At 67.9% G+C, this 26,355-nt stretch carries 29 protein-coding genes and 1 pseudogene; 12 read left to right on the forward strand and 18 right to left on the reverse strand.

Features of this window, described 5'->3' with window-relative positions; all coding sequences use genetic code 11:
• Nucleotides 1-5: 5 nt before the first annotated feature.
• Both EON91_RS06440 and EON91_RS06445 read right to left on the reverse strand, forming a co-directional pair.
• A complete protein-coding gene (locus EON91_RS06440; RefSeq protein WP_292092633.1) occupies nt 6-809 on the reverse strand; it encodes a DUF1365 family protein in 804 nt (267 codons plus the stop codon).
• Nucleotides 806-2,137, reverse strand: coding sequence for an FAD-dependent oxidoreductase (locus tag EON91_RS06445; RefSeq protein WP_292092635.1), 1,332 nt, complete (start codon nt 2,135-2,137; stop codon nt 806-808). Before EON91_RS06445 ends, EON91_RS06440 begins: the two co-directional genes overlap by 4 nt.
• A gap of 165 nt (nt 2,138-2,302) precedes the next feature.
• Here EON91_RS06445 and EON91_RS06450 point away from each other — a divergent pair, with 165 nt between their 5' ends.
• Genes EON91_RS06450 through EON91_RS06460 form a run of 3 tightly spaced genes read left to right on the forward strand, consistent with a single transcriptional unit; the run spans nt 2,303 to nt 4,316 of the window.
• Nucleotides 2,303-2,881 (forward strand): sigma-70 family RNA polymerase sigma factor, encoded by a 579-nt coding sequence (locus EON91_RS06450; protein ID WP_292092636.1) that lies wholly within the window; start codon nt 2,303-2,305, stop codon nt 2,879-2,881.
• A complete protein-coding gene (locus EON91_RS06455; protein WP_292092639.1) occupies nt 2,878-3,516 on the forward strand; it encodes a ChrR family anti-sigma-E factor in 639 nt (212 codons plus the stop codon). Before EON91_RS06450 ends, EON91_RS06455 begins: the two co-directional genes overlap by 4 nt.
• On the forward strand, nt 3,513-4,316 hold the full coding sequence (locus tag EON91_RS06460) for a DUF1295 domain-containing protein (RefSeq protein ID WP_292092641.1): 804 nt from the start codon (nt 3,513-3,515) through the stop codon (nt 4,314-4,316). The genes EON91_RS06455 and EON91_RS06460 overlap by 4 nt, the downstream gene beginning before the upstream one ends.
• On the opposite strand, the gene EON91_RS06465 is transcribed toward EON91_RS06460, so the two are convergent.
• The 6 genes and pseudogenes from EON91_RS06465 to guaB form a co-directional block, all read right to left on the reverse strand.
• Nucleotides 4,313-4,720: a DUF2177 family protein gene (locus tag EON91_RS06465; RefSeq protein WP_292092644.1), complete on the reverse strand. Its 408-nt coding sequence runs from the start codon at nt 4,718-4,720 to the stop codon at nt 4,313-4,315. The genes EON91_RS06460 and EON91_RS06465 overlap by 4 nt on opposite strands.
• A 61-nt stretch (nt 4,721-4,781) precedes the next feature.
• Nucleotides 4,782-6,141 (reverse strand): annotated as a pseudogene (guaA, locus tag EON91_RS06470) (glutamine-hydrolyzing GMP synthase).
• Nucleotides 6,141-6,875, reverse strand: coding sequence for a 5'-methylthioadenosine/S-adenosylhomocysteine nucleosidase (locus EON91_RS06475; RefSeq protein ID WP_292092646.1), 735 nt, complete (start codon nt 6,873-6,875; stop codon nt 6,141-6,143). Before EON91_RS06475 ends, guaA begins: the two are co-directional and overlap by 1 nt.
• Nucleotides 6,872-8,173: an RsmB/NOP family class I SAM-dependent RNA methyltransferase gene (locus EON91_RS06480; RefSeq protein WP_292092648.1), complete on the reverse strand. Its 1,302-nt coding sequence runs from the start codon at nt 8,171-8,173 to the stop codon at nt 6,872-6,874. The genes EON91_RS06475 and EON91_RS06480 overlap by 4 nt, the downstream gene beginning before the upstream one ends.
• A gap of 9 nt (nt 8,174-8,182) precedes the next feature.
• On the reverse strand, nt 8,183-8,575 hold the full coding sequence (locus tag EON91_RS06485; protein WP_292092650.1) for an MAPEG family protein: 393 nt from the start codon (nt 8,573-8,575) through the stop codon (nt 8,183-8,185).
• Nucleotides 8,576-8,578: 3 nt separating this feature from the next.
• Complete coding sequence (gene guaB / locus EON91_RS06490; protein WP_292092651.1) at nt 8,579-10,036, reverse strand: IMP dehydrogenase; 1,458 nt, start codon at nt 10,034-10,036, stop codon at nt 8,579-8,581.
• A 128-nt stretch (nt 10,037-10,164) separates the two neighbouring features.
• Here guaB and EON91_RS06495 point away from each other — a divergent pair, with 128 nt between their 5' ends.
• Nucleotides 10,165-10,713 (forward strand): DUF2061 domain-containing protein, encoded by a 549-nt coding sequence (locus EON91_RS06495; RefSeq protein WP_292092654.1) that lies wholly within the window; start codon nt 10,165-10,167, stop codon nt 10,711-10,713.
• Here the strand turns inward: EON91_RS06495 and EON91_RS06500 are convergent.
• Entirely contained in the window at nt 10,710-11,198 is a 489-nt protein-coding gene (locus tag EON91_RS06500) for a class I SAM-dependent methyltransferase (RefSeq protein ID WP_292092657.1), read from the reverse strand. The two genes, EON91_RS06495 and EON91_RS06500, sit on opposite strands and share 4 nt — an antisense overlap.
• A gap of 172 nt (nt 11,199-11,370) precedes the next feature.
• On the reverse strand, nt 11,371-12,081 hold the full coding sequence (locus tag EON91_RS06505) for an RlmE family RNA methyltransferase (protein ID WP_292092659.1): 711 nt from the start codon (nt 12,079-12,081) through the stop codon (nt 11,371-11,373).
• Between the two features lie 80 nt (nt 12,082-12,161).
• Here EON91_RS06505 and EON91_RS06510 point away from each other — a divergent pair, with 80 nt between their 5' ends.
• Entirely contained in the window at nt 12,162-12,626 is a 465-nt protein-coding gene (locus EON91_RS06510) for a peptidylprolyl isomerase (protein WP_292092661.1), read from the forward strand.
• 18 nt (nt 12,627-12,644) lie between these two features.
• Here the strand turns inward: EON91_RS06510 and EON91_RS06515 are convergent, their stop codons facing one another.
• Both EON91_RS06515 and EON91_RS06520 read right to left on the reverse strand, forming a co-directional pair.
• On the reverse strand, nt 12,645-13,199 hold the full coding sequence (locus EON91_RS06515) for a hypothetical protein (RefSeq protein ID WP_292092664.1): 555 nt from the start codon (nt 13,197-13,199) through the stop codon (nt 12,645-12,647).
• A gap of 4 nt (nt 13,200-13,203) precedes the next feature.
• A complete protein-coding gene (locus tag EON91_RS06520; protein ID WP_292092667.1) occupies nt 13,204-14,166 on the reverse strand; it encodes a M20/M25/M40 family metallo-hydrolase in 963 nt (320 codons plus the stop codon).
• 138 nt (nt 14,167-14,304) lie between these two features.
• Between EON91_RS06520 and ligA the strand changes: the two genes are divergently transcribed.
• From ligA to EON91_RS06535, 3 genes are read left to right on the forward strand one after another with little or no spacing between them, the layout of a single operon-like run.
• Nucleotides 14,305-16,638, forward strand: coding sequence for an NAD-dependent DNA ligase LigA (gene ligA / locus EON91_RS06525; RefSeq protein WP_292092669.1), 2,334 nt, complete (start codon nt 14,305-14,307; stop codon nt 16,636-16,638).
• A complete protein-coding gene (locus tag EON91_RS06530; RefSeq protein ID WP_292092695.1) occupies nt 16,638-17,237 on the forward strand; it encodes a 3'-5' exonuclease in 600 nt (199 codons plus the stop codon). The genes ligA and EON91_RS06530 overlap by 1 nt, the downstream gene beginning before the upstream one ends.
• Before the next feature lie 20 nt (nt 17,238-17,257).
• Nucleotides 17,258-17,464, forward strand: coding sequence for a DUF2147 domain-containing protein (locus EON91_RS06535; protein ID WP_292092671.1), 207 nt, complete (start codon nt 17,258-17,260; stop codon nt 17,462-17,464).
• Between the two features lie 4 nt (nt 17,465-17,468).
• Here the strand turns inward: EON91_RS06535 and EON91_RS06540 are convergent, their stop codons facing one another.
• Nucleotides 17,469-19,301 carry an aminopeptidase P family protein gene (locus EON91_RS06540; RefSeq protein WP_292092672.1) on the reverse strand — a complete coding sequence of 611 codons (1,833 nt, stop codon included), beginning with the start codon at nt 19,299-19,301 and terminating at the stop codon, nt 17,469-17,471.
• A 207-nt stretch (nt 19,302-19,508) separates the two neighbouring features.
• On the reverse strand, nt 19,509-20,375 hold the full coding sequence (locus EON91_RS06545) for a 50S ribosomal protein L11 methyltransferase (protein ID WP_292092674.1): 867 nt from the start codon (nt 20,373-20,375) through the stop codon (nt 19,509-19,511).
• A 199-nt stretch (nt 20,376-20,574) separates the two neighbouring features.
• Here EON91_RS06545 and EON91_RS06550 point away from each other — a divergent pair, with 199 nt between their 5' ends.
• Nucleotides 20,575-21,021 carry a hypothetical protein gene (locus EON91_RS06550; RefSeq protein ID WP_292092676.1) on the forward strand — a complete coding sequence of 149 codons (447 nt, stop codon included), beginning with the start codon at nt 20,575-20,577 and terminating at the stop codon, nt 21,019-21,021.
• Nucleotides 21,022-21,097: 76 nt separating this feature from the next.
• Here the strand turns inward: EON91_RS06550 and EON91_RS06555 are convergent, their stop codons facing one another.
• The 3 genes from EON91_RS06555 to EON91_RS06565 all read right to left on the reverse strand — a co-directional run bounded on the left by EON91_RS06555 (nt 21,098) and on the right by EON91_RS06565 (nt 22,847).
• Nucleotides 21,098-21,307 carry a DUF3126 family protein gene (locus EON91_RS06555; protein ID WP_292092678.1) on the reverse strand — a complete coding sequence of 70 codons (210 nt, stop codon included), beginning with the start codon at nt 21,305-21,307 and terminating at the stop codon, nt 21,098-21,100.
• A 63-nt stretch (nt 21,308-21,370) separates the two neighbouring features.
• Nucleotides 21,371-22,192, reverse strand: coding sequence for a serine O-acetyltransferase (cysE, locus tag EON91_RS06560; RefSeq protein WP_292092681.1), 822 nt, complete (start codon nt 22,190-22,192; stop codon nt 21,371-21,373).
• A gap of 25 nt (nt 22,193-22,217) precedes the next feature.
• Nucleotides 22,218-22,847: an NUDIX hydrolase gene (locus tag EON91_RS06565; protein WP_292092683.1), complete on the reverse strand. Its 630-nt coding sequence runs from the start codon at nt 22,845-22,847 to the stop codon at nt 22,218-22,220.
• 45 nt (nt 22,848-22,892) lie between these two features.
• Here EON91_RS06565 and EON91_RS06570 point away from each other — a divergent pair, with 45 nt between their 5' ends.
• On the forward strand, nt 22,893-23,489 hold the full coding sequence (locus EON91_RS06570; RefSeq protein ID WP_292092684.1) for a nitroreductase: 597 nt from the start codon (nt 22,893-22,895) through the stop codon (nt 23,487-23,489).
• On the opposite strand, the gene EON91_RS06575 is transcribed toward EON91_RS06570, so the two are convergent.
• Complete coding sequence (locus EON91_RS06575; protein ID WP_292092686.1) at nt 23,473-24,339, reverse strand: DUF817 domain-containing protein; 867 nt, start codon at nt 24,337-24,339, stop codon at nt 23,473-23,475. The two genes, EON91_RS06570 and EON91_RS06575, sit on opposite strands and share 17 nt — an antisense overlap.
• Nucleotides 24,340-24,472: 133 nt before the next feature.
• On the opposite strand from EON91_RS06575, the gene EON91_RS06580 reads away from it, so the two are divergent.
• The gene (locus EON91_RS06580; protein WP_292092688.1) at nt 24,473-25,801 is read left to right on the forward strand and encodes a hypothetical protein; all 1,329 of its coding nucleotides are present in this window, start codon (nt 24,473-24,475) and stop codon (nt 25,799-25,801) included.
• Nucleotides 25,802-26,011: 210 nt separating this feature from the next.
• Nucleotides 26,012-26,355: hypothetical protein (locus tag EON91_RS06585; RefSeq protein ID WP_292092689.1), on the forward strand; the 344-nt coding region annotated here is incomplete at its 3' end.

Genomic DNA, 26,355 nt, shown 5'->3' on the forward strand with positions numbered 1-26,355 from the left:
CATGGTCAACGCGCGAGACGGCTGTCGCGGGCCCGCCGCTGGATGGTGACAGGTTCCGGGGCCGGTGGCGGCTGGCGGGTCAGACGGACGCCCTTGATCCAGAGTTTCAGCGCCTCCCAGTGGATGGCAGCCATGACCTTCAGCGTCATCAGAGGCAGGGTCAGCGCTGCGGCTCCCAACGCCCGGTCGTCAAGAGGCTGACGCCGACCGGACATGGCGGCGGTGATCAGAAGCCCTTGGGCGTCCAGGCCGTCGATCGTCAGATTCAGACGCTGGCCGGGCACGTGGCCGCGAAAGGCGTAATCCATCTCCATCCCCATGAAGGGCGAGACATACAGGGCCTTGGCAGCGCCCTGCCGGATCAGGCCCGCCGCCTGATCCTCCGCCGGCGCCGGAATGACATAGGCATGGCGCACGCCGAAGGTGCTGGTCACCTCATAGACCATGGCCGCCAGTCGACCGTCGGTGTGATGGCAGTAGTAGAGGCTGATCGGGTTGAAGACATAGCCGAGCACGCGCGGCATGGTCAGCAGGCGCACCGCCCCGTCACCAATGTCGATACCCGCGCGACCGAGGAAGGCCTCGATCTGGGGCCGCAGCGCCGCCCCGGAGCGATCGCCATGGTCCCGGTCATGAAAGGACAGCAGGTTGAACCGGTTGCGCGAAAACAGGCGCAGTCGCCGATCCAGCCCGTCAATCTCCGCCAGGTCCAGCAGCAGCCAGAAGACGCGATAGTTCAGCCGGTGCGCCCGGGGCCGCAACCGCCGGTGCGTGACGCCGCCGCGATACAGGGCTGATGCCTGGATCACGCGGCCCTCTCCATGGCCTTCGCCGGCGACAGATGGATACGCCCGCTTTCGTTCTCGACCGACCAGGGGCGCCGCACGCCGCCCAGTTGCTCGGCCACGGCCAGGCCAGATTGCAGGCCGTCCTCGTGGAATCCCGCACCGAAGTGGGCGCCGCAGAACCAGACGCCACCCTGCCCTTGCAGGCTCCAGAGCTGCTTCTGGGCCTGGATGGCGGCGGGGTTGAAGACGGGATGCTCGTAAATCTCGCTCCGCAGCAGGGTGTCGGGGCGCGGCGGGCGCGGGGGGTTCAGGGTGACGAACAGGTCCTGACCCGGCAGACCCTGAAGCTTGTTCATCCAGTAGGTGACGCACAGACCGTCGTCTGCGCCGATGTAATTCCAGCTGGCCCAGGCGCGGCGGCGTTGCGGCATCAGCCCGGCATCCGTGTGCAAGATGGTCAGGTTGCGGCTGTAACGGAAGGCCCCCAGCACCTCCCTTTCCCGATCCGTCGGCTCGCCCAGCATGGCCAGAGCCTGATCGGCATGGGCGCCGATGACGACATGGTCGAACCGCCGGGCGTCGCCCTGGCTGTCATGGACGACGACCCCGTTCTCGACCCGGCGCACGGCTGTCACGCCGTGGTCCAACCGCACGTCGTCGATGGCCCGCGCCATCCGCTCGACATAGACCCGGCTGCCGCCCTCGACCGTGCGCCATAGCGGGCGCCCGACCAGTTTGAGCAGGCCGTGGTTGCCGCAGAACCTGATGAAGGCCTCGGCCGGGTAATCCATCAGGGTATGGGCGGGCGAGGACCAGATCGCCGCCGCCATCGGCAGCAGGTGATCGTCGCGAAACGCCTCGCTGAAACCTTCGCGCTTCAGATAATCGCCCAGTGTCAGGTCGGGGTCGGTCAGACCGCCCAGAGCGATCGGCGCCTCGCGATAGAAGCGCATGATCTCACCCAGCATGGACCAGAAACGCGGTCGCACCAGGTTGCGGCGCTGGGCGAACAGACCGGGCGCGGCGTATTCGAACCGGCCGTCATCCAGCGACACGGCGAAGGACATGTCGGTCGCGCGCGCCTGGACGCCCAGATGCGCGAACAGGGCGATCAGGTTGGGATAGGTCGCGTCGTTGAAGCAGATGAAGCCGGTGTCCACGGCCACATCCCCGGTCGCCACCCCGGCCGTCACAGTATTGGAATGGCCGCCCAGACGATCCGCCTTCTCATACAGCGTCACCCGGTGGCGCTGCGACAAAAGCCAGGCGGAAGACAGGGCCGCAACGCCCGATCCGACCACCGCGATCTGCAGCGGGCCGTCGGAAGAACGGACGGGCGAATGCGACATGACGGCTCCGAAACACGCCCGCAGAAAGACGCTGCGAGCTTCATCGGATTACGCAGTCACGTGGCGATCGGATTGCGAATGATCCAGACTTTTTCCTGAAGCGTATTAGGCTGCATGGATGCCGAGGTCGCCGCTGTCACATCGTTCGCCAGGACCTCGCGCCGCATGAGCGCCGACGGCGATGCGCCCGACGTCTTTGCGCATGACCGCCTGATCGAGGCGGTGGCCCTGCGCCGTGACCGCGAGGCCTTCTCCGAACTGTTCGCCTATTTCGCGCCGCGCCTGAAGGCCTGGCTGATCAAGTCAGGCGCCACTGCGGCGGCGGCCGAGGACTTCGCCCAGGACGCCATGCTGACGGTCTGGCGCAAGGCTGATCTGTTCGATGCCCGCAAGGCGCGCGCCGCGACGTGGATCTTCACCATCGCCCGTAACCGACGCCTCGACATGCTGCGTCGCGACGCCCGCCCGCTGCCCACGCCCGAAATCGATCTGGCCGACGCCGGGCCGCCGCGACCGGACGATATTCTGGCCACGTCGCAGGACGCGGAACGCGTGCGCGACGCGCTGTCCCGTCTCAAGCCCGATCAGGTCGAGGTCCTGCGCCTCGCCTTCTTCATGGACAGCCCACATTCCGAAATCGCCCGGCGGCTGGACCTGCCGCTGGGCACCGTGAAATCCCGTATTCGTAACGCCATGATCAAGCTCCGCCTTATTCTTGAAGCCTCGCCCCAGGCGCCCCGATGAACCCAAACCGCAACCCGTCCGAAGATCGGCTGCTGGCCTATGCCGCCGGAACCCTCAGCCCGCCCGAGGCCGTGGTCGTCGCCGCCCACCTGGCGCTGCGCCCGGCCAACGACGCCTGGGTGCGCGAACTTCAGGCCGTGGGCGGAGAGCTCTTGAACGAGACCACGCCGACATCCCTGTCCGACGACGCCCTGGCGCACGCTCTGGCGCGGATCGAGGTCGACGCCGGCGAGGCGGTTGTTCCGCCGCCGCTCAACGACATGCCGGAATTGCCTGAACCGCTGCGGCGCTATGCGCTGGGGCCCTGGCGCTGGATCGGCCCCGGTATCCGGGCGCGCGACGTTCACGCCCCGCGCGATGGCGCCTGCCGGGTCATCCTGCTGAGGATCGATCCTGGCCGCGAGACGCCGCGTCACACCCACGGCGGGGTTGAGCTGACCTGCGTCCTGTCAGGCGCCTACGCCACCGAAACCGAACGCTTCGACGTCGGCGATCTGGAGGAAGCGGACCATGACGTGCTGCACCAGCCGCGTGTCATGTCTGATGAACCTTGTCTCTGCGTCGTCGCCCTTGACGGCCAGATCCACCTCGACGGCTGGTTGGGGCGTCTGATGCAGCCCTTCGTGCGGTTGTGATCCGTCTGCTGCCCTTGTGGGGTACGGCGGCGCTCTTTCTCGTCGTGGTCATGAGTGCGGCCTGGCTGGTCCAGCGTCGGACGGGTCAGGGCGGCTGGGCCGACGCCTTCTGGTCCTTGGGTCTGGGTCTGGCGGGGGTCGGCGTCGCCCTGATCCCGCTAGATGGGGCCACCCCCACCGCCAGGCAGTGGCTGACCGCCGCGCTGATCGGCCTGTGGGGTCTGCGGCTGGGCCTGCACATCGCGCACCGCGCCGCCGGCGAGGCCGAAGACGCCCGCTATGCCCGACTGCGCACGGAATGGGGCGCGCGCTTTCAGGTCAGGATGTTCGGCTTCCTGATGCTACAGGCCGGCGCCGCCGCCTTCCTGGCGCTCAGCGTCCTGCTGGCGGCGCGCAATCCGACCGCCGGCCTGACGCTGCAAGACGGCCTCGCGACGCTGCTGTTCGTCGCCGCCCTGCTGGGCGAAGGCCTGGCCGACCGCCAACTGGCCGCCTTCAAGGCTGAACCCGCCAATCGGGGGCGCGTCTGCGACACCGGCCTGTGGGCGTGGTCCCGGCATCCCAACTACTTCTTTGAATGGCTGGGCTGGTGCGCCTGGCCGGTGTTCGCCGTCAACCTGGGCGGCGGCTGGCCGTGGGGCTGGCTGGCGCTGACCGGGCCGGCCTACATCTATTGGCTGCTGACGAAAGTGTCGGGCGTTCCCTTGCTCGAGGCCCATATGCGCCGGTCGCGGCCCGACGCCTTCGCCGCCTACGCCGCGCGCACCAGCCGCTTCTTCCCTCGCCCACCCAGGCGTTAGATTGCGCGCAGCACGCGCATGGCGATGGCGCAGGCGATCGCGGATGAACCGGCGCTGACGCAGACGCCCCAGGCCATGTCGATCAGCGACAGCTTCAAACTCCAGGTCTTCAGCGTGGCCAGGTTGGTCAGGTCATAGGTCCCGTAGGCGAACAGACCGAACAGCCCACCCCAAAGCAGCGCCTTCTTCCACCCGCCCTCCGCAAGGCCCGGTAGAACGGCGAAGATCGTCAGGCCTGCAGCGTAGAGGGCGTAAAAGGCGACGGCGGGCGCCAACCGGAATTTCTCCGCCAGCATGGACCCGATCAGCGGGCGATAAAGCCGGTCCCCCATGCTTCCCAGCCAGACCGTATCGATCACGGCGAAGACCGCCAGGGTCAGGGTGTAGGCGATGGCTATGTTCATGGCGCAGTTCCGTCAGCATTCCGGCCAATACGCGCGGAAGGCCTCCATGGATCACAGCCCCTCACTCCCACTCGATGGTGCCGGGGGGCTTGGAGGTCACGTCATAGACGACGCGGTTGACGCCGCGGACTTCGTTGATGATCCGCGTGGCCGTTTTCGCCAGAACATCCCAGGGGAACTGGTAGAAGTCGGCGGTCATGCCGTCGGTCGAGGTGACGGCGCGCAGGGCCAGCACCTTTTCATACGTCCGGGCGTCGCCCATCACGCCGACCGTTTTGACCGGCAGCAGCACGGCGAACGCCTGCCAGATGTCGTCGTACAGACCGGCCTTGCGAATCTCTTCCAGATAGATGGCGTCGGCGTCTTGAAGTGTGGCGACGGCCTCGGGCGTGATTTCGCCGGGGATGCGGATGGCCAGGCCGGGTCCGGGGAACGGGTGGCGTCCCACGAAGGCGTCGGTCAGGCCCAGTTCGCGGCCCAGGGCGCGGACCTCGTCCTTGAACAGTTCGCGCAGCGGCTCGACCAGCTTCAGCTTCATATAGTCTGGCAGGCCGCCGACATTGTGGTGGCTCTTGATCACCGCCGACGGACCGCCCGAGGCCGAGACGCTTTCGATCACGTCGGGATACAGCGTGCCCTGGGCCAGGAACTCGGCCCCCTCGATCTTGGCGGATTCACGGTCGAACACCTCGATGAACAGGCGACCGATGGTCTTGCGCTTGGTCTCGGGGTCCGAAACCCCCGCCAGTGCGCCCAGGAAATCCTGTGACGCATCAACGTGCACCAGCGGAATGTTATAGTGCTCGCGGAACAGCGTCGTGACTTGGGTCGCCTCGTCCTTGCGCAGCAGGCCGGTGTCCACGAAGACGCAGGTCAGCTGGTCGCCAATGGCCTCGTGGATCAGCACCGCGGCGACCGAGCTGTCGACACCGCCCGACAGGCCGCAGATCACCTTGGCGTCGCCGACCTGTTCGCGGATCTGGGCGATCTTCTCGTCGCGATAGGCGGCCATGGTCCAGTCGCCCTTCAGCCCGGCCACGCCGAACAGGAAGTTGCGATAGATTTCGGCCGATCTCGGCGCGGCCGAACTCGCGGTGATGGCCGCCCTCGACCTTGCCGCCCAGCACGTCGCACAGCAGCTGCTGGCCGTAGCAGATGGCCAGCATCGGCAGGCCCAGATCGAACAGCTTCTTGCCGATGCGCGGGCTGTCCGCCTCCAGCACGCTGGCTGGTCCGCCCGACAGGATGATGGCCCTGGGCTTCAGCACGTCGGCCGCAGCCTCGGCCTTGTCGAACGGATGAATCTCGCAATAGACGTTCGCCTCGCGCAGGCGCCGGGCGATCAGCTGGGTCACCTGGCTGCCGAAATCGACGATCAGGACGGCTTCGTGGGCCAAGGCGGGAATGTGCGGCGCGGTCATCAGGTCTCGGAGTCCGAAGCGGGCGTGGAGGGTGTCGGTTCTTGGCTGTCAAAGACAGCGGGATCAAGCCGCAGGGCGGGCACACAGGCCAGGGCGCTCAGCCCCTCACGGCCCATCACCTCGGTCAGCTTGTCCCAGGCCAGGGCCAGGTTGCGATCGACCTGACCCAGGGTCGCGGTCCAGTCGTCCAGGGCGGTCAGATCGGTCCGGCCGTCGCTGACGCCGCGCAGGGCGACCAGCGGCACGCCGAAGGTCTGGGCCACGCGCAGCAGGGCATAGGTCTCCATGTCCACCATGTCGGCGGCGATGGCGTCATAGGCGGCGCCGGAGATGATGTCCCCCCCGGTCGATAGCCGCGCGGTCGGAATCCCCGGCACGGGGCACGGCAGCGCCAGCACCGACGGCAGGTCCAGATACGGCGTCACCCCCTTGGCGAAGCCCAGCGGGCTGGCGTCCATGTCGCGATAGCCGACCTGCGACACCTGATAAACGGCCGCGTGCTCCAGATCGCGCGACCCGCACGAGCCCAGCGACACGATCAGGTCCGGCATGGAATCCCCCGCCTCCAGCCGCGACAGGGTGGCGGTCAGGGCGATGGCCGCCTCGACCGGGCCGATGCCGGTGATCAGGGGCGAGATACGCTCTCGCAGGGCCGGGCCGTACTCCTGCTCGGCCGCCATGACGGGCAGGACGGCGATTTCGCCGACGCCATCCCGGGGGCCGGCGCCCGTCATGCCGCCCGCTCGTACAGGGCGACGAAGAAGCCGTCGGTCCCGGCGGTGAGCGGCGACAGCCGCAGCCGATGCCCCTGCGCCAGTTCGCCCAGTCGTGCGCGGGCGGCGTCGGTCAGACCGGGCGCCGTCAGAGCGTCGGCGATCGGAACAGGCCGGAAGTCATCGTGCGCGGCCTCGAACGCATCGGCCGTGGCCTCGTTCTCGCGGCTCAGCATCGAACAGGTGACGAAGACCAGCCGCCCGCCCGGCCGCACCAGCTGCGCCGCCTGGCCCAGGATACGCACCTGCAACGCATGCAGGCGCTCGACCTCGTCCGGGGTCAGACGCCAGGCGTCCTCCGGATGACGGCGCCAGGTGCCCGAGCCCGAGCACGGCGCATCGACGAAGACCAGGTCGGCCTGATTGTTCAGATCCTCGATCCCGCCGCCGTTCTGACCCAGCAGGCGCAGGTCCGCCTCGATCCCGGCGCGCTCCAGCCGGGGCCGGATGTTGTTCAGTCGCTTCTGCACGACATCGCCGGCGACCAGAGTCCCCTGCCCGGCCATGGCCTGGGCCAGGCCCAGCGTCTTGCCGCCGCCACCCGCGCAATAGTCGACCACCGTCGTGCCGGGCTGCGCGGCCGCCAGCCAGCAGGCCAGCTGACTGCCCTCGTCCTGAATCTCGAACCGGCCGGCCTTGAAGCCGTCCAGCGCCTGGATGTTCGGCGGCGGCTCGGACGTCAGGCGCAGCCCCCATTCGGACCACGGCGTGCGCTCGGGCGTTAGGCCCGCCGCGCGCAACTCGGCCTCGACCTCTTCCACCGTGGCCACGGCGCCGTTGACCCGCAGGTCGATGGGCGCGCGCGGGACCATCAGCTCGTGCGCCTCCTCGGCCCAGCGGTCGCCGAAGGTCGCCTTGAAATCCTCGACCACGAACTCGGGCAGGCCCGCCGCGACCCAGCCGGGCAGCTCGCCCGCCGGGGCGGTGATGCGCGACCGCTCCTGTTTCGACAGCGGGCGGGGACCATAACCCTCGCCCGAGTGCAGGGCTTCGATCTCTTCCAGAGACAGCCCGTCGATCAGCGACAGCGAGCCGATGACCAGAGCCCGGCCATCCTCGCGGCCGCCCATGGCCCAGACCAGCCGGCCGCGGGCGCGCAGCACGCGGTACACCCGGTCGGCGACGGCGCGACGATCCTTGGACCCCGCATAACGGTTCTGCTGGCCCCAGGCTTTCAGCACGGCCTCGGCCGGCTGACGGCTCTGGGTAATGCTGTCCAGGACGGAGGCGGCGGCGGCGAGGCGGGCGGAAGGGGTCAATACAGGCTTTCAGATAAAGAGGGCGGTCAGGATCATGAGCAGGCCCGCGAACGAAACCATCCAGACCATTGACCGGACATAGGGGATGCCCAGGGCGTATATGGGCACGAAGAGCACGCGACCCCAGAAATAAAGGGCGGCGCCCCAGGCGGTCAGGGCGCCGTTCCGGTCCGCCAGATGGGCGATCAGCACGGCGCCGATGAACAGCGGCAGGGTCTCATACAGATTGGCCTGCGCCCGTTCGAAGCGGCCGGTCAGCGGCCGCGTCGAGGCGGGCGTGTCATCCCGCGCCCCCGCGTTCCATTTGGCGCCGAACTCGGCCGTTCGGGCGCCGGCAGGCAGGAAGATCTGCACCAGAGCCAGGATCAGTGTCAGCGCCAGCCAGGTAAGCTCGATCGTCATGGATCAGCCCTGCCTGTAGTTCGGCGCCTCGCGCGTGATCATCACGTCGTGGACATGGCTTTCGCGCAGGCCCGCATTGGTGATGCGCACGAAGCGGGCGCGATCCTGGAAGTCCTTGATGGTCGCGGCGCCGACATAGCCCATGGAGGCGCGCAGGCCGCCCACCAGCTGATGCAGGACCGGGCTGATCGGACCCTTGTAGGCGGTCTGACCCTCGATCCCCTCGGGCACCAGCTTCTCGGTCGAGACTTCCTTCTGGAAATAGCGATCCGCCGAACCGGCGCCCATGGCCCCGACCGAGCCCATGCCGCGATACGACTTGTAAGACCGGCCCTGGTACAGGAAGACCTCGCCGGGGCTCTCATCCGTGCCGGCGAACATCGAGCCCATCATGGCGACCGAGGCGCCCGCCGCGATGGCCTTGGCCAGATCGCCCGAATATTTGATGCCGCCATCAGCAATGACCGGCGAACCGCTGTCACGGGCCGCGCGGGCGGCGTCCATCACGGCGGTCAGCTGCGGCACGCCCACGCCCGCGACGATGCGTGTGGTGCAGATGCTGCCGGGGCCGATGCCAACCTTCACCGCGTCGGCGCCCGCGTCGATCAGGGCGCGGGTGGCGTCATAGGTGGCGACATTGCCGGCGATGATCTGCAGACGGTTATTCTCGCGCTTGATGCGCTCGACCACCTGGGCGACCGAGGCCGAGTGGCCATGGGCGGTGTCGATCACCACGACGTCACAGCCCGCCTCGGCCAGCGCCATGGCCCGCTCATAGCCCGCGTCGCCAACCGTCGAGGCCGCGCCGACCAGCAGGCGGCCCTGCTCGTCCTTGGCGGCGCTGGGGAAGGCCTGGGCCTTCTGGATGTCCTTCATGGTGATCAGGCCGACGGCCCGATAATCCTCGTCGACCACGATGACGCGTTCGATCTTGCGGGTGCGCAGCAGGTTCTGCGCCTCTTCGCGGCCGGCGCCTTCGCGCACGGTGATCAGGTCGCCCGTGGTCATCAGGGTCGCGGCCTTGATCGACGGGTCGTTCTCGAACCGCATGTCGCGGTTGGTCAGCATGCCCACCAGCCGGCCCGTCTTGGGGTCCACCACGGGGAAGCCGCTGATCTTCTTGCGCTCGACGATCTGGCGAACCTCGCCCAGAGTCGTGTCCGGCGTCACCGTCACCGGGTTGATAACCATGCCGCTTTCATAACGCTTCACGGCGCGGACCTGATCGGCCTGCTCCTCGATCGTCATGTTGCGGTGAAGCACACCCAGACCGCCGGCCTGCGCCATGGCGATCGCCAGCCGGCTTTCGGTCACCGTGTCCATGGCCGACGACAGCAGCGGGATGTTCAGCTTGATGTCGCGCGTCAGCCGGGTCGAGACGTCCGCCATCGCGGGCATGATCTCGGAAGGGCCGGGTTCGAGCAAAACATCGTCGAAGGTGAGGCCTTCGCGTATCTCCATGAGGAGTCTCCGTTTTGCGGGCCGCGTATAACGCCCGATTGGGCGGAACCGCAACCCCGCGTCGGACCTATCGTAACGATAAGAGAAATTGGCTTGAAAGGCGGGCTTCACAGCCACATGTTCTGATAATGGTTCGCATATTGATCAGCACGGCCCGGCGGATGGCGCTCAAGATCGCCAGCTACGGCGTCATGCACCTGATCGTCGCGATCCTGGTGGCCTATGCCCTGACGCGCGACTGGCGTATCGCCCTGGCCGTCGGCGTGGTCGAGCCCTTCTTCCAGACCATCGCCTATTCCATCCACGACCGCGTCTGGCACCGGGTCGAGCGGCGGCGGATGCTGTCCGGAGTCGAAGAGACGGCCGAGGCCTTCACCGCCCGTCTGGAGTTGATGGACGCGCACGAACAGAACCGCGCCCATGGCCACCACGGCCACAGCCACGCCCTGCCCCGCAATCTGAAACAGATCGCGGTCAAGACGGTCACCTATGGCGTCATGCATTTCGCGGTGGCGGTGCTGGTCGCCTACGCCCTGACGCGCGACATCCGCCTGGCCCTGGCCATCGGCACGGTCGAGCCTTTGGTCCAGACCCTGTTCTTCACCCTGCACGACCGCATCTGGACCCGGATCGAGGCCCGCAAGGCGCGTCGGGCCACGGAAGCGGCGACCGCCTAGATCGACGTGCGCCGGAAGGCGTCATAGACGTGCGTCGAATCCGGAAACGCCACCCGCGAGGGCTGCCCCGCAAAATCCGTCCTGGCATATAGTTCATCGGTAAGACCCGCCGCGACCGGATCGTCGATCCTGTCCGTATTCCATCCCAGCAGCATCAGGCCGCCCGGACGCAGTATCTTCGCCAGCGCCGTTAGCGCGCGTTGCTGATCCTCCGGCGCATCTACGCCAAAACCCAGAACCCCGTTGAAGATGATGGTGTCGAAGATCATGTCGCTGAACAGGCGGTCGATCTCGCAGACATCACCCGTGCGATGCCGCCCCGACTGGCCCCAGCGCGCGGCTTGGGGATCGACGTCGGTGGTCCAGACCTCCCCGCCGCCGGACGCCAGAACAGCGTAGTTCTCGGCGGTATAAGGACGGGTGCCGACCCACAGAATGCGCCCGCCCGCCTCGGCCACGGCCGGCAGATAGGCATTCGCCAGCATCCGTCGATCCGGCAAATGGGCGATGTCCCGCGTCTCCTCGCGCGCACGGGCGCGATCGGCGCGCGCCGGTCCAAGGATCACTCGACTGAGTAGATAAGCCCCTCGCATCCGTCCCGAATAGCAAGGGTTCAAGAACAAACCCTCACCACTGCCCGGATGAGGCGATCTGCCGCTAGCGCTTGTTCAGCGCGACCAGAAAGACCTCGGCGCTGCCCTTGCGGCTGGATTCCGGCTTGACGTATTTCACCGTCTCGAACTCCTCGCGCAGGCGCGCCAGCACCCCGCCGGCGTCGCCGCCCTGGAAATTCTTGGACACGAAATTCCCGCCCGGTTTCAGCGTGCGGATGGCGAAGTCGGCCGCGATCTCGATCAGGGCGATGATCTTCAGGTGATCGGTCTGGCGATGGCCGACGGTGTTGTGCGCCATGTCCGACAGCACAAGGTCCGGCCGTCCGCCGATGGCGTCGATCATCTGCTGGTCCACGCCGGGATGGGTGAAATCCGCCTGAATCAGGGTCGCGCCGGGGATCGGTTCGATCATCAGCAGGTCGACGCCGGCCACCGCCGTGGCGCCGCGATCCAGCGCCACCTGGATCCAGCCACCCGGCGCCGCGCCCAGATCGATGACCCGTGAGCCGCGCTTTATCAGGCTGAACCGGTCGTCGATCTCAATCAGCTTGAAAGCCGCGCGGCTGCGCCAGCCCTCGGCGCGGGCGCGCTCGGACCATTTGTCGGCCAGCTGGCGCTTGATCCATTGCTGGCTGGACATCGACTTGGTGTCGGCGGTCTTGATCTTCTGGCCCATGCCGCGCCCGGCGGCCGTGCCGCCCGTGGGCGGCCGCACCATTCGGCGGCGTTCGGCAGGCTTTTCGTCTTCGCTCATGCTTCCCACATAGCGGCGACAGCGTTCAGCGGCTATGACCCGCGCATAATTCTGGCCCGCACATTCACAAGGAGCGCCCCATGGCCGACCAAACCCTGACCTTCACCCTGGACACCGGCGACGGCGCCGAGCGCGACGTGGTGATCAAGCTGCGCGACGATCTGGCCCCCGGCCACGTCGCCCGCATCACCGAGCTGGCCTCGGAAGGTTTCTATGACGGCGTCGTCTTCCACCGCGTCATCCCCGGCTTCATGGCCCAGGGCGGCGATCCGACCGGCACCGGCACCTCGGGTTCGAAAAAGCCGAACCTGAAGGCCGAGTTCTCGAAAGAGCCGCACGTTCGCGGCGTTTGCTCGATGGCCCGCACCTCGGACCCCAACAGCGCCAACTCGCAATTCTTCATCTGCTTCGACGACGCCCGCTTCCTGGACGGCCAGTACACCGTCTGGGGCGAAGTGATCGAAGGCATGGACCACGTCGACGCCCTGCCCAAGGGCGAACCGCCCCGCGCGCCGGGCAAGATCGTCAAGGCGACCGTCGCCTGATCTGATGGTGGCGGGGGCTCAGTCCCCCGCCCACCACTTCATCTGCACACCGTCGAAGGTCCGGTTTCCGACCTTCAGCGTTCCCGACACGACCCGGCCCTCGTCGCCCAGATTGCGACGCGCCGTGGCCAGGGCGTCCTGATCCAGTCGCCCGTCGAACGACACCTCGCCCAGATCAGCCGACCGCCCGCTGAATCGCACCCGCCCGTCGGTGACCTCATAGGTCGAAGGCAGCACGCGCGAGCGCGGCAGGCTTTCGCCCAGCTCGCTCTGCACCGGCGTTCCGGCGGTGTTCTCGAACTCGATCATCACCGGCGCGAACGGCCCCGACCGGCCACCGCTCTCCCACGCGGTGAAATCCGCCGGCTGGCCCAGGAACAAGTGATGCAGCCGCCACTCGCCCACCGTGATGGGCCACAGCGGAATGAAATACCCCGACACATCTCCGCTCAGCGTATGGGCGAAGGCGGGCTGCGTAACCTTCGTCTCGGACGAGGCTGAACCGGGCACGGGCGAGTCGCACGCCGCCAGCGCTAGGATGGTGCCCGCCAATACGAGGGAAAGACGCTTCATCGGCTCAGCGATCCAGCGCCGCGTCCAGCGCCCGGAAGCCGGCGATGGCCAGTTCGGTCGCCGACTGGAACACCGACGGCGTGACCTTGTCGAAGTCGTCGCTGGGGCGGTGATAGTCATCGTGATAATTCACCCCGAAATACAGGAACGGCAGGCCCGCCTTGTAGAAGGCGCCGTGGTCGGACGCCTCGACCCAGTTGTCGGCGCCCTTGTCTTCCGGCGTGTCCTTGCCGAACGCCAGGGCGATCGCGCCGTTGGCCGGGATCGGCGACAGGATGGGGCGCAGGTTCGGGTGCTGATAGGTGCCCGTGACCCACAGTTTGCCGTCGCTCTCGGCGCGGGCGGTCATGTCATAGTTGACGTTCAGCACGATGGACGACAGCGGCACCGGCGGCGCCTCGACGAAATGCTTGGCCCCCAGCAGGCCGCGCTCCTCGCCGTCGAAGGCGACGATCAGAACGCTGTGCTCGGGCGGCGCGGCCTTCAGACGGGCGGCCAGCTCCAGCATGGTGGCGACGCCCGAGGCGTTGTCGTCGGCGCCGTTGAAGATCTGGCCGCCGTTCAGTCCGACGTGGTCATAGTGGGCGGTGACGACGATGTATTTGTCGGTCACCCGCGTGCCGGGGATGACGCCCAGGATGTTGGTCCCGTTGAAGGTTTTCGGCCCCTCGCGGGTGCGGCCCTGCGCCTCGAACGGTTGCAGGCGGCCCATGGCGGGGGCCGCGATGCCCAGCGCTTCCAGCCGCGAGACGATATAGGCGCGAGCCCGCTCGCCGCCGGGCGCGCCGGTGTCGCGCCCCTCCATGTCGTCCGCCGACAGGATGCGCAGGTCGGCCATCAGCTGGTCGTAGTTCGCCGCCGCGACCGGCGGCGCGCCGGGCGGCGGCGGCGCGGGCGTGGTGCAGCCGGCCAGCGTCAGGGCGACGGCGACCGAGGTCAGGGCGGCGAGTTTGGTGAAGGGACGCATGACGGCTCCGGCGAATTTGCCGCGACGCTAGACCCCTATGGCGACCGCGTCAGATTACATTCCTGTCATGCTTCACCGGCGACCCGGGGAACGGTCGAGTGCTAGACTCGCTACCTGACAAGCCGGTCCGCGATTCTCATGCTCGAAAAACCAGTTCACTCTCTCAATCGCGAAGAAGCCAAGGCGGAGTTGGCCTGGCTCTCAGAAGAGTTGGCTCGACACGAGCACCTCTACTACGCTGAGGATGCACCAGAGATTTCGGATGCCGACTATGACGTGCTGAAGCGTAGGTCGCTGGATATCCTCTCAGAATTTCCCACGCTCACATTCTCGAACGCACCATCCCGCCGAGTCGGGGGAGCAATCTCCACCCAGTTCGCAGAAGTCCGCCACGGCGTGCCCATGCTGTCGCTGGACAACGCCTTCGACGAGGGCGAGGTGCGCGACTTCGTCGCCCGCATCGCCCGCTTCCTGAAACTGCCGGGCGACGAACCGATCGCCTTCGTCGCCGAGCCCAAGATCGACGGCCTGTCCGCCAGCCTGCGCTACGAAAAGGGTGTGCTGGTCCGAGGGGCCACCCGCGGCGACGGCAAGACCGGCGAGGACGTGACCGCCAACCTGCGCACCATCGCCGACATTCCGCAGACCCTGACCGGCTCGGGCTGGCCCGACGTGATCGAGATCCGGGGCGAGGTCTATGCGCCCAACGCCGCCTTCGACGCCTTCAACGCGATGGCCGAGGCCGAGGGGAAACGCACCTACGCCAACCCCCGCAATTTCGCTGCCGGTTCCCTGCGCCAGAAAGACCCCACGATCACGGCGCAGAGGCCCCTCACCTTCTTCGCCTACGCCTGGGGCGAGACCTCGGCCCCGTTCGCCGAGACGCAACACGGCGCGCTGGAGGCGTTCCGGTCGTGGGGATTCAAGGTCAACACGCGGTCGGCCCGCGTTGAAGGCGCCGAGGGTCTGATCGACGTCTATCGCGGGCTTGAAACCGACCGCAGCGGCCTCGGCTATGACATCGACGGCGTGGTTTACAAGGTCGACCGGCTGGACTGGCAGCAGCGGCTGGGCTTCATCGCCCGCAGCCCCCGCTGGGCCATCGCCCACAAATTCCCGGCCCAGCAGGCCACGACCATGCTGGAAGGCATCGACATCCAGGTCGGCCGCACCGGCTCCCTGACCCCCGTCGCCCGCCTGCATCCAGTCACCGTCGGCGGCGTCGTGGTGCGCAACGCCACCCTGCACAACGAGGACGAGATCGTCCGCAAGGACGTGCGGATCGGCGACACCGTCGTCCTGCAACGCGCCGGCGACGTGATCCCCCAGATCGTTGGCGTGGTCGAAACCCTGCGCCCTGCGGGGGCCGTTCCGTTCGCCTTCCCCACCACCTGCCCCGTCTGCGGCTCGGAAGCCGTGCGCGAGGGGGACGAGGTGAAACGCCGCTGCACCGGCGGCCTGATCTGCGACGCCCAGATCGTCGAGCGGTTAAAGCATTTTGTCAGCCGCCGCGCCTTCGACATTGAAGGTCTTGGCGAAAAACAGCTGATCGCCTTCCACGCGCGCGGCTGGATCAAGGAGCCGGCGGACATCTTCCGCCTGGCCCGCGACGAGGAAAAACTGGCCCTGCTGCGGGCCGAGGATGGCTATGGCGAGACCAGCGTCCGCAACCTGATCGCCGGGATCGACGCCCGCCGGACCATCAGTCTGGACCGCCTGATCTTCGGCCTGGGCGTGCGCGAGATCGGCGAGCAGACCTCGCTGGTGCTGGCCCGCGCCTTCGGCAGCTGGAGCGCCTTCCAGAGCGCCTGCATGGCCGCCGCTGACGGTCTGGCCAGCGACGACTGGAAGACGCTGGCGGCGACCCACGCCATTTCGCCACGCGTCATGACCCTGATGGCCGAGGCGACGCCGCCCACCGCCGATCCATGGCCGGATGCGCCGCTGGATCAGAAGATCGCCCTCGCCTTCCCCGGCATGGCCGCCCCCGCGCGCCGCTCGCTGGGCGAGCTGGCGGGCGACTGGATCGGCGTAGTCCGCTGGGTCGCCGTAGCGCGCGAACAGGGCCCATCCGATATCCTGAACCAGATCGCGGGCGTGTCCGGCGTCGGCCCCGTCGCCGCCGAGGCGCTGGCTCACTTCTTCCACGAGCCGCACAATCTGACCGTGGTCGACGCCCTTCTGGCCGAACTGGATCGGGTCGAGGACGTGGCGGCCCCCACGGCCGACAGCCCCGTGGCGGGAAAGACCGTGGTCTTCACCGGCTCCCTGGAACGCTTCACTCGCGACGAGGCCAAGGCCCGCGCCGAAAGCCTGGGCGCCAAGGTCAGCGGCTCGGTGTCGAAAAAGACCGACTATGTCGTCGCCGGGCCGGGCGCGGGGTCCAAGCTGAAGGACGCCGAAAAGCACGGCGTCCGGGTGCTGACCGAGGACGAGTGGCTGAACCTGATCGGCGGGACTTCGGCCGCCTGATGCACGCCGTCGCCATCGATTTCGAAACCGCCAACGAGCAGCGCGCCAGCCCCTGCTCTATCGGTCTGGCCTGGATCAATGACGGACGGATCGAGTCTGTCGAGCATCACTACATCCGCCCGCCGGGCATGCGGTTCGCCCGCTTCAATATCGCCTTCCACGGCATCGGCCCGCAACAGGTCGAGGACGCCGAGGAATTCCCCGCCGTGCTGGCCGCCTTCGCGCCGCGCCTCAAGGGCCGGACGGTGCTGGCCCACAACGCCGCCTTCGATGTCAGCGTGATCCGCAACACCTGCGACCATTACGGCATCGCCTATCCCGAGTTCGACTATCTGTGCACCGTCAAGCTGGCCCAGATCACCTGGCCTGATTTCGCCTCGCACAAGCTGAACAACGTCTGCGCCGAACTGGGCATCCGGTTCAAACACCACGACGCCGCCGAAGACGCCTACGCCTGCGCTTCGGTCGCGCTGGAAACCCTGCGGATGCACAGCGCAGTTTGCGCCGCCAGCCTGGCGCAAGCGGCGGGCATCAGCGTCGGCCGGCTGCAGGCGGGCGGCTACAGTCCCTGCTCCTCCGCCCGGCCCAGGAAGGTCTGACACACGGCGGACGCCTTGATTTGGTCTCGCCAACCCTGCGCGGACTGACGATGCTGCCGGGTTTCACCGGCAGCCCGACAGAATGGCGGGGCGGCTCGGTCCATAATCCGGCAGACGGGGGCGTCTATCGCGGAACCATCACTCTGACGAACGACAATACCCTGCGCCTGCGCGGTTGCATCTTCGCGCCGCTGTGCAGGACGCAGGTCTGGACGCGGATTCAGTAGCGCGTCAGGGCCGTTTCAGCGGCGCGGTCTGCGTCTTCAGCCAGGCCAGCGCGGCGTCATCCCGCTGAACCCCGTCGGCCAGCAGCGGTCCGACCTTGGCCAGCACCTCGGCGTGATAGGCGTCGACGTAGGCGCGCTCGTCCGCCGTCAGCATGTCCACCGCGATCAGCCGGCGGTCCAGCGGCGCCAGGGTCAGTTGCTCGAACCCGTGCATCGGCCGCTCGCCGCCCGGGATCGGCGTGGGCTCCGTCACCACCTGCAACGTCTCGATGCGGATGCCCCAGCCGCCCTCGCGATAGTATCCCGGCTCGTTCGACAGGATCATGCCGGTCAGCAGCGGCTGGGTGTTGGCATAGGCGGCGATGCGCTGCGGCCCCTCGTGCACCCCCAGATATGACCCGACACCGTGGCCGGTGCCGTGGTCATAGTCGAAGCCCGTGTTCCACAGCGGCTGGCGCGCCACCGCATCCAGCTGGTGCCCCGTCGTGCCGACCGGGAAGCGGATCACCGCCATGGCGATATGCGCCTTCAGCACCAGGGTGAACATCCGACGCTGATCGTCGGTCCCCTCGCCGATGGCCATGGTGCGGGTCACGTCCGTGGTCCCGTCCAGATACTGGCCGCCGCCATCCACCAGCAGCAGGCTGCCCTTCTCCATCGGCCGGATCTTGGCCCCGACCGGCTTGTAGTGCGGCAGGGCGCCGTTGGGGCCGACCCCGGCGATGGTGTCGAACGACAGGTCCTTCAGCATCCCCGTCGCCTCGCGGAATCCCTCCAGCGCCTCGACCACCGCCCGTTCGTCCGGCAGCGTCGCCTGGGCCACCGTATCGACCCAGTGCAGGAAGCGGGTCAGGGCCGCGCCGTCGCGGATGTGCGCCTGACGGCTGCCCTCGATCTCGACCGCGTTCTTCTGCGCGCGCGGCAGGGCGCAGGGGTCCATGCCGCGAACCACCGTCGCGCCCGCCGCCTCCAGCCGATCGAAATACCAGGCCGAGGATTGCGCCGGATCGATCAGCACCTTCTGGCCCGACAGCGCGTCCAGCGCGTCCGGCAGGCGTTCCGGCGCCTCCAGCGTCACGGCGTCGCCCAGCCAGGCGGGCAGTGCGTTGGTCACCTTGGCCGGATCCAGGAAGACGCTGGCCGACCCATCCGCGCGCACCACCGCCTGCCCCAGCGGCAACGGCGTGCGGATCACGTCCCCCCCGCGAATGTTGAACAGCCAGGCCAGCGACGCGGGCGCGGTCAGCAAGGCCGCGTCGGCGCCCCTGGCGGCGATGGCCTTGCCGATGCGGGCGCGCTTGGACGCGGCGGCCTCACCGGAATAGCGGTCTTCGTGAGGGACCACCGGCGCCTGCGGCTGGGCCGGGCGGGCGGCGCCCCAGGCCAGGTCCAGCGGATTGGCGTCGACAGCCTTCAGGCTCGCCCCCGCCTTCTCGACCGCCGCCCTCAGCGCGGCCAGGGCGTCGGGGCTGTGCAGGCGCGGGTCATAGCCGATGACCGAGCCCGACGGCACGCCCTCCAGCCAGGCGACCTGACCGTTTAACGGCACGCGCTCGAACAGGGCCTCATCCGTCTGGGCCTTGGCCTGCACCGTATAGCGGCCATCGACAAAGACGGCCGCGCGATCCTTCAGCACCACCCCGGCGCCGGCCGAGCCGGTAAAGCCGCTGACCCAGGCCAGCCGCTCATTGGCGTCGGGCAGGTACTCGTTCTGGTGCTCGTCCTCGTGCGGGACCAGAAAGCCGTCCAGGCCCTGCTTCGCCATCTCGGCGCGGAGCAGCGGCAGGTGCTTGGCCCCAAAGGACGGGTCGGTGGTTTCGTCGAAGGTCTGGCGCATGGGGTTCATATACTCCCCCTGAGGACTTTGGGGAGAGGCTGACCCGCCCTTCTCCCTCCCCTTCATGGGGAGGGTGGCTGAGGCCGTCAGGCCGAAGCCGGGTGGGGGCGGCCCGGCTGAGCATCCGCGCGCCCAGCATCACATCGCCCTCCCCACCCGGTCGCTTCGCGACCACCCTCCCCATGAAGGGGAGGGAGAAATTACGCCCTATTTCTTCCGCAGTTGCAGCGCGCTCCACGCATCGTGGTGGATCGTCTGCTCGACCACGAACCCCAGCGGCAGATACGCCTCCAGCACCCGCTCTTCCTGCGTCCGCAGCAGGCCCGACAGGATCGCGACCCCGCCCGCCTTCAGCGCCTGACCGATGTCGGGCGCCAGATGCACCAGCGGCGCGGCCAGGATGTTGGCGAACACCAGGTCATAGGGAGCGTGCTGCGCGATGCGCGGATCGCTCAGGCCGTCGGCGAAATAGAATTCGCATTTGGCGTCGTTGATCTCGGCGTTCTCGTTGGCGATGCGGGCCGAGGGCTCGTCGATGTCGGTGCCGACTGCGACGGGCGATCCCGTCTTCGCCGCCGCGATGGCCAGCACCCCGGTGCCGCAGCCGACGTCCAGCACCTTGTCGAAGGTTTCGGTCTGCAACAGCGTGTCGAACGCCTCCAGACAGCCGACGGTCGTGCCGTGGTGACCCGTGCCGAAGGCGGCGCCCGCGTCGATCTTCAGGTTCACCCGCCCCTCGGGCACCTTGCCCTGGTCGTGCGCGCCATAGACAAAGAACCGCCCCGCCTCGACCGGCGGCAGGCCGGACAGGCTCATGGCCAGCCAGTCGGCGTCGGCCAGCTTCTCGACCACCACCTCAAGCCCGTCATGGGCGCGCAGCGTCGCCTCGATCCCGGCGGCCTCCTCGTCCGTGGTCGGGAAGGCGTCGATGCGCCAGACGCCCCGATCCTCGTCTTCCTCGAGGATGGAATAGGTCGCGCCTTCCAGCAGCACATCGGCGTCGATGGCGGCGGCGGCGGTCTCAGCCACCTCGCGGGGGCCGCGCGCGATAACCTGAACAGCAGACTCGGACATTTCTCAAACCCCGTTATTATGCCGAATCGCAATCGCGGCGGGTGCACTTGGCATTCGCGTATTCCGAGGGGTCGGGGAGTTCATGGCTAAAGCACCGTCTAAGTCGAAACCAGCGTCTGCCGCTTCCAAGCCGAAACCGGCGGCAAAGTCGAGCGTAACCGCCAAACCGGCGACGAAAGCCGCCGCGCCGAAGGCGGCTGTGAAGCCCGCCGCCAAGCCTGTCGCCGCCAAGGCGCCGGTCAAAAAAGCGGCTCCCAAGGCTGCTCCCAAGGTCGCTGCCGCCAAGGCCGCTGCGCCCAAGACCACGGCCCCGAAGGCTGCGCCCAAGGCCGCCGCCAAGCCTGCCGTGAAGGCCGTCGCGCCGAAGAAGGCTGCTGCTCCCAAGCCCGCCGCAAAAGCCGCGCCGAAAGCCGCCGCCAAGCCGGCCGCCAGGACCGCCACGCCCAAGGCTGCCCCTAAGGCGGCTGCGCCCAAGGTTGCGGCGCCCAAGCCGGTCGCCAAGCCCGTCGCCGCTCCGGTCGCTGCGCCCAAGCCGGTGGAAGCGCCCAAGCCTGCTGCCGCCGCCGCGCCCGCCGCTTCGGCCGCCAAGTCGGCGCCCAAGGGCTTCTTCGCCCGCTTCGCCGACGCCATATTCGGCAAACGCTAAGATCGGCGTCATCGCCAAAGAGAAAGGCCGGAGGGTTCGCCCCTCCGGCCTTTTTCTTGTTCGTCTGTCAGTCGGTTCAGGCCGGGGGCAGGTCTTCCGCGAGGATGGCCATTTCGAACATGTAGGAGCCGGCCTCATCCTCGTCCTCGAAGACCACGCCGATGAACTCGTCATCGACATAGACCTCGGCGGAATCGGTCACCTTGCGGGCCTTCACCTGAATGCCCCCGTGGTTGAAGGTGCGCTTCAGGTGCGTCTCGACGCGCTTCAGGTCGGTGTCTTTCACAGGTAGGCCTCGTTTGGTCTGTCGGCGGCGGACCCTAGAGAAGCCGCCCGGCGATTGAAACCCTCAGATGACGAAGTCGTAGACGATGTCGGCCAGCGTATGGTCCATCGTCCGCGCCGGCGCCGCGTCGGTCGGGCAGTTGACCAGCCGCGCGGGCACCCCCGCCACCGTGCATCCCGCCGGCACCGGCTTCAGCACCACCGACCCCGACGCCACCTTGGCGTAGTCGCCGACCGTGATGTTCCCCAGCACCTTGGCGCCGGCGCCCAGCAGCACGCCCTTGCCGATCTTGGGGTGGCGGTCGCCGCGGTCCGCGCCGGTCCCGCCCAGGGTCACGCCGTGCAGCATCGACACCTCGTCCCCGACCACCGCCGTCTCGCCGATCACCACGCCGGTGCCGTGGTCGATGAAGATGCCCGCGCCGAACCGCGCCGCCGGATGGATGTCGACCTGGAACAGCTCGGATATCCGGCTCTGGAAATGGAAGGCCAGGGTGTCGCGCCCCTCGCCCCACAGCCAATGCGCCACGCGCCACCCCTGCAAGGCCTGGAAGCCCTTGAAATACAGGAACGGCTGCAACAGCGACCGGATCGCCGGATCACGCTCCAGCACCGCCTGCAGATCCGCCTCGGCCGCGCGGACGATGCCCGGATCGGCCTCGAACGCCGACAGACACACCTCGCGCACCGTCATGGCGCCCAGTTCGGCGTCGGCCAGCTTGCGCGCGATCTGGAAGCTGAGCGCGCCCGCCAGGTCGTCGTGGGCCAGGATGACGGCGTTCAGCTGCGACGCCAGACGCGGCTCCTCGCGCGCGGCGGCCTCGGCCGAGGCGCGCAGCTGCGTCCACAGATCGGGTTCCGTCGGCACGACTTTCAGCTCGGCCATGGGGCCTCCGTTTTCCGGCGCCATTCTACGCTTCCAGCATCGCCGCCGCCAGCGCGGGCGGCAGCTGCCCTTCCCGCGCCATATGGTAGGCCCGGTACGCCGTCGCCACCGTCAGGCTGTCCCGCACCGCCCCGCGTGCGATCTCGGCCATCAGGTCGCCGAACGGCACGCGCGCCTCGACCAGCACCTCGGTCGGGTCCGGGTCGGTCGGCACCGGCGTCAGGCCCCACGCGATCCAGGTCATCGCCCGCTCGTCGGTGATCGAGTTCGACAGGTCCACGTCCAGCGCGGGCGCCCAGTGCGCGGCCGCCAGCCCCGCCTCTTCGGCCAGTTCGCGGCGCACGGCGTCGAACGGATCCTCGTCCATCGGCGCCCCGCCCTCGGGCATCTCCCACGAATAGCGCATCAGAGCGAACCGGTGCTGGCCGATCAGGGTCACCGTCCCGTCGTCATGGATCGGCAGGACCCCGGTCCCGACGTTCTTCGGCCGCATCACGACATAGTCCGCCGCCATGCCTGTCGGCGCCGTGGCCGGGTGACGGGTGACGGTCATCCAGGGATTTTCGAACACCACGCTGTCGCCATGGCTGGTCCAGCGTGGCGGCTCGGGCAGGTGCTCGGCCCAGCGCGGCGTGATGTCGGCGATCTTGCTCATGTCTCGCCTATGGCGCCGGGCGCGGTGAAATCCTAGCTAGGCGTCATGACTGATTTCGGCGCCGCCCTGCCCCTGCCCCGCCCGTCCGACGAACTGAAGGCGCGACTGGCCCGGCGCCGCTCCGCCCCGGCCCAGAGCCTGATCGCGCCGGGTCCGTCCGAGGTTGAGATCGACGAGATCCTGCTGCTGGGCGCCCGCACGCCGGATCATGGCAAGCTTTTCCCATGGCGGTTCGTCGTTTTGGGCCCGCACAGCCGCGCCGAGATCGCCAAGCGGCTGGCCGCCCTGGCCGAGGCGCAGGACAGGCCGGACAAGGCCCTGGCCGTGCTGGCCAAACTGGCCAATCCGCCGCTGACCATCCTGGTCGTCTCGACCCCCATCCCGGGCCACAAGGTGCCGGTGTGGGAACAGGAGCTGTCGGCCGGCGCCGTCTGCATGAACATCGAGCACGCGGCCAACGCGCTCGGCTATTCCGCCAGCTGGATCACCGACTGGTACGCCTATGATCCGGCCGCCGTTCCCCTGTTCGGCATCCAGCCGGGCGAAAGGATCGCGGGCTTCATCCACATCGGGACCCTGCTGGACGCCCCGCTGGAACGGCCTCGCCCCGACATGGCGACCAAGGTCACGCGACGGCCGTGACTTCTTCTTCCGGCCGGTGCACCAGCGACACCAGCACGATGGAAATGATCATCAGCAGGAACCACGACCCCAGCTTGGCCAGGGACACCATCTCCCACCCGTCCGCCTGCCCCGGATAGACCCAGGCGCGCCCCAGCGTGCCCAGGTTCTCGGCGAACCAGATGAACACCGCCACCAGCCCGAACCCCAGCAGCAGCGGCATCGACCGCCGCCGCCGGTCTGCGGTGAAGTAAAACCACCCCCGCCCGAACAGCAGCGCCGTCGCCGCGAACAGCGCCAGCCGCACGTCCGGCAGCCAGTGGTGCGCAAAGAAGTTCACGTAAATCGCCGCCGCCAGCAGCCACGTCACCCACAGCGGCGGATACCCCCGCACCCGAATGTGAAAGATGCGCTGGACCCGCGCGATATAGCTGCCGACCGCCGCATACATGAAGCCCGAGAACAGCGGCACCGCCCCGATCCTCAGGATGCTGTCCTCGGGATAGATCCACGACCCGTGCGCCGTCTTGAACAACTCCATGATCGTCCCGGCGACATGGAACAGGAAGATGACCCGCGCCTCCTCCCAGCTCTCCAGCCGGAACAGCAGCATCCCCGCCTGGATCACCAGCGCCCCGACCACCAGAAAGTCATAGCGCGACACCCCAACCCCATCCGGCCACCACAAGAAGGTGCCCAGGATCAGCGCCAGCATCAGCCCCCCGAACAGACACGCCCACCCCTGCTTCAACCCGAACCACAGGAACTCATAGGCCCACCGGCGCGGGCGAGAGCGATCCGCCCACGCCTCCGCCCGCGCCATCAAACGGCGACCCCAGGTTTCGAGCGGAAGGCGGGCAGATCCGGTCATGATCCATCACTAGCAGGGCTACGAAGCCGCCAACATTGATGTGAGCTCAGAAACGCTTCAATCGCACGAACCCGGCGCTTCGTCGCAAGCGGCTAGCCAGGAACACAGCGCTGAATGCAGGCGTCGAGTAACCTTGGAGTTCCGCATCATGACCCGCTTATCACTGCTTGCTGCTGGAGCCCTCGTTCTCATCTCGCCCCAGATCGCCTGGGCCGGATGCGAGGCGCGCCTAGCCAAAGCCGCCAACGCTGTGGGGCTCATGCCGGCTGAGGTCGATTATCGTGTGAACGATCAGTTGAACGAATACTATTCCGAAGCTGAGGCCTTGGTCGGCTCGGACGAGGCGGCCTGTCTGGCGCTGGTCGTGCGGATGGAGGACCTGATCCGTCGCAATGGAGGCCGGATCGCCGACGAGGCGCCTCCGAGTGGCCGCGCAAGCGCTGGCGTTGGCGCTCAAGCTGAGCCGTCGCCGGCCGCCGGTGTGATTTCGGTGTCGTCCCCCACCCCGTTTTCCCAGACCCTGCCGTCTCGCCTCGCCTCCGTTCCAGCCCAGCAACGGGCCGAGGTCGCCGCCCTCAGCGACTACATCAACACCGCGCGCGGCCTCGGCATGCGCGTAATTCAGCAGGCGACCACCTCGGCTCCGACTGATGCCAACGTCATCATCAGGGCTGCGAACGAGGCGATCGAGGCTGCCGAGGGCGCCCAACAAGTGCTGATCAACGAGCGCGGTGATCAGCTTCACGCCGAGCTGGAGGACGCCTTCCGCAGCTTCGAGGAAGCCCGGGACAGCCTCCAGAACCGTATCAACCAGTCAGGCTCGGCCACGGCCGCCGAACGGGCCAATCTCCGGCGGGCGACGGGGCAGTTGGCCAGCGTGCGCGCACGTCTCAACCGTTGGCTGCTCGACCGGCTGGGCGAAGGCCGGGCTCCCGGCTACGCCGCCGCGTTCCTCGCACTGGAAGCCCGGCAGCAGCAGGAAGAGCGGACCCTGACCGCGCAATGCGATGCACGGTTCGAAGCCGCCCACGCGCAGCTTGCCCAGAACTATCTGGGTGGTGACCGACACTCGAACGCCCTGGATCAGGCGATCGCCGCCTGTCAGTCCATCAGCATCCCTGTCCGAAAGCGCCACCAGAGCGAGATGGACGAACTGGAGGCCCATTTCGCGATCACCGATGGCGGTCAACCGTCACGTTCAAGACGCCCACGCGCCCAGGCGGAGGAGGACTATCTGGCTCCGCTTGTCCGGAGGGACGAGGACTACATCGCCCCGCTCGTGCGTAACGACAGCGGTTCGGATGACGACTATATCGCGCCCCTGGTGCGCGAGGACGGCCGATCGCCGGAAGACTACATCGCGCCGCTTGTCCGCGACGACGCCCTGCCGCCCGAAGACTATATCGCCCCGCTGGTGCGCCCTGCAGCAGAGGCGGGTGACCCGGGCGCCAGAGCATCATAGAGCGACAAACCGGCATCACCCCGCCGAACAAGCCCGACCTTGCTTCAACCGAACTACAGAACCTCAGCCTCGCGGCGAGGTTGTGACCGCTCCGCCGACGCGCCCGTCAGGTCATCCGGCGGTACGGGGAGCTGTCATTCGGTCCTGAGTCCCCCCTGCGGCATGGCGTCATCCGGGCTCGCATCACATGCCGTGCTAGGATCTCTGGCGATGCTTCGATTCCTGGATAGGATAATCGGCCGACTGGGCCTGGGATGCGCCATTGTCCTGGCGATGACCTTCGCCGCTCCGGCCTTTGCCTCGCACATTTGCGCCGACAGCGTCACCTATTCGCCCAACGCCGTGGACGTCGTCGAAGCGGTCGAAACACCAGTGGACATGGACGACGCCTGCCCGGACTGCGGCCCCGCTTGCGCTGACGGATGCTGCCATGCGCCCCATGCGGCGACCGCTTCTATCCTGGACACGCCGTCCTCGCACACCTCTCTCGTTCGCATTGGGGGCTGGCTGCGGCAGACGGCCCCGCCCATGATCCGGCCCGCTGGCCCCCACCG

Source organism: Brevundimonas sp. (assembly GCF_004210735.1).
GTDB lineage: Bacteria > Pseudomonadota > Alphaproteobacteria > Caulobacterales > Caulobacteraceae > Brevundimonas.